Origin of the sequence: Rhodococcus sp. O3, from assembly GCF_048897285.1 — a bacterium.
Classification (GTDB): Bacteria; Actinomycetota; Actinomycetes; order Mycobacteriales; family Mycobacteriaceae; genus Rhodococcus.
Window position 1 is genome coordinate 1 of record NZ_JBMBTE010000278.1, and the last position, 2,298, is coordinate 2,298.

At 69.9% G+C, this 2,298-nt stretch carries 2 protein-coding genes; both read left to right on the forward strand.

Annotation, left to right across the window (positions count from 1 at the left end; translation table 11 throughout):
• The first annotated feature begins 251 nt into the window (after nucleotides 1–251).
• A complete protein-coding gene (locus ACN675_RS28875; protein ID WP_420754069.1) occupies nucleotides 252–725 on the forward strand; it encodes a hypothetical protein in 474 nt (157 codons plus the stop codon).
• Between the two features lie 144 nt (nucleotides 726–869).
• A partial coding sequence (locus ACN675_RS28880) for an HAD-IC family P-type ATPase (protein WP_420754070.1) occupies nucleotides 870–2,298 on the forward strand: 1,429 nt, incomplete at its 3' end.

Genomic DNA, 2,298 nt, shown 5'->3' on the forward strand with positions numbered 1-2,298 from the left:
GCCCGCCGCCTGCACCCCCGCCGGGCCCGATCTCGACGATTCGGTCGGCGCAGGCCATGTGTTTCGCTGCTGCCATATCGTCGACGTTACGAGGGATTGCGGACAGGTGGTGACCGTGATCGCCGTACGCGCGGAGACCCTGCCGCGCAGCCGCAGACGCGGGAGACAACCGCGCGCTGCAGGCAGCGCGCAGCTTTCTCATCGGTCGGCGGGCGGTGGCTCGAAGCGCTTGCCCTGTAACGTGATCGGCCATGCCCCTCTTTCGGACGCGGTTCCGTCGGTGGTGCGTCGGCGCCGGACTCGTGGTCGTCGCCGTCCCGCTGGTGTGGTTCGGGGCGCTGCCACACTTCCGCTCACTGCAGGCGGAGTCGACCCGGAACAGCGCGACGAACTTGGCAACGAGCCTCGGCCTACGCCTGACCGATGCCGAGTCGATCGACTACGCCGAGTTCCACGGCGGCTTCCCGGACTCGACCGCATATCTCGTGGTCGACTCCGAATCGGCGAACCGCGCATCACAGCTGCGCAGCGAGTCGAACCTGACATCGTGCCGCCCGCCGAGAGCGATCGATCTCGACGCGGGACCGGCCGGACACAGGCCGCAGCCCTCCCCGACGCTGCAGTACTGCGAAGCGCCCTTCGACGGCCACGGACACCTCTCGGTGCTGTGGGATCCCGCCGCGGACGAGGGCCGACGTATCCACGTCCGGGCGCTCGAGGCCTGAGGCGCCGATCACCGCGCACACGCGCTTCGCAGCTCGATCACCCTTGCTTTATACCCCCTGGGGGTATACCGTCGGGTGTGGCATACCCCCTAGGGGTATAAACTCGGTAGAGGAACACCTACGTCCAGCCCGGAGAGGTGCCCGATGCACAACCATCAGCCCGAGATCGAACCCGGCGCCACGAAGACGACCCTGCCCCCGGCTCCACGCGCCGGTCACGACGCACACACTGCCGACGCCGCACACGGCGGTCACGATCGGCACGCGGGACACGGAGCCCACGGGGAGATGTTCCGGCGACGATTCTGGATCAGCCTCGTGTTGTCGGTGCCGGTCGTCGCGTTCAGCCACATGGTCGCCGACCTGTTCGGCTACACACTCCCCCACGCCCCCTGGGTCGCGTGGATTCCGCCCGTGCTGGGCACGGTGATCTTCTTCTACGGCGGCATGCCGTTCCTCACCGGAGGCTGGACAGAGCTGCGATCCCGGCGGCCGGGGATGATGCTGCTGATCGGGATGGCGATCGGCGTCGCATTCGTCGCCTCGTGGGTCACCACGCTCGGCCTGGGCGGCTTCGACCTCGACTTCTGGTGGGAGCTGGCGCTGCTGATCGTCATCATGCTGCTCGGCCACTGGCTCGAGATGCGCGCGCTGGGTTCGGCGTCCGGCGCACTCGAGGCGCTCGCCGCGATGCTGCCGGACACCGCCGAGAAGATCACCGACGACGGCACTCGCGAGGTGCCGTCGGCCGAATTGGCGGTCGGTGACCTGGTTCTCGTGCGGTCCGGGGGGCGAGTGCCGGCGGACGGCACGATCGCCGACGGCCGCGCCGAGGTCGACGAATCGATGATCAGCGGCGAATCCAGGCCCGTCGTCCGTCAGGTCGGCGACACCGTCGTCGCCGGCACCGTCGCCACCGACAGCTCCCTGCGGGTGCGTATCACCGCCGTCGGCGCGGACACCGCTCTGGCGGGTATCCAACGGATGGTCGCCGACGCACAGGCCTCGTCGTCCCGCGCGCAGGCCTTGGCCGACAAGGCTGCCGCGTTCCTGTTCTACTTCGCGGCGGTCACCGGCGCGCTCACCTTCGCGGTGTGGACGCTGCTCGGCAACCTCGACGAGGCGGTGGTGCGCACCGTCACCGTGCTCGTCATCGCCTGCCCCCATGCCCTGGGACTGGCGATCCCGCTCGTGATCGCGATCTCCACCGAACGCGCCGCGCGAGCAGGGGTTCTGGTGAAGGACCGCCTGGCGCTCGAACGCATGCGCACCGTCGATGTGGTGCTGTTCGACAAGACCGGCACCCTCACGCAGGGTCGCCATCAGGTGACCGGCGTCGCGCCCGCCACGGGGGTCACCGACGAGGAGCTGCTCGCCGTGGCCGCCGCGGTCGAGGCCGACAGCGAACACCCGGTCGCGCGGGCCATCGTCGCGGCGGCCGAGGACCGTGTGCCCCGCGACGAGCGGGTCACCGCCACCGACTTCCGGTCGCTGCCCGGCCGCGGTGTGAGCGCCGTGGTCGACGGTGCAGAGGTAACGGTCGGTGGACCGGCGATGCTGCGCGACCTGCAGC

Bases quoted from the DNA above. Each gene is read 5' to 3' on its own strand.
- ACN675_RS28875 (WP_420754069.1), top strand. From the start codon at position 252: ATGCCCCTCTTTCGGACGCGGTTCCGTCGGTGGTGCGTCGGCGCCGGA.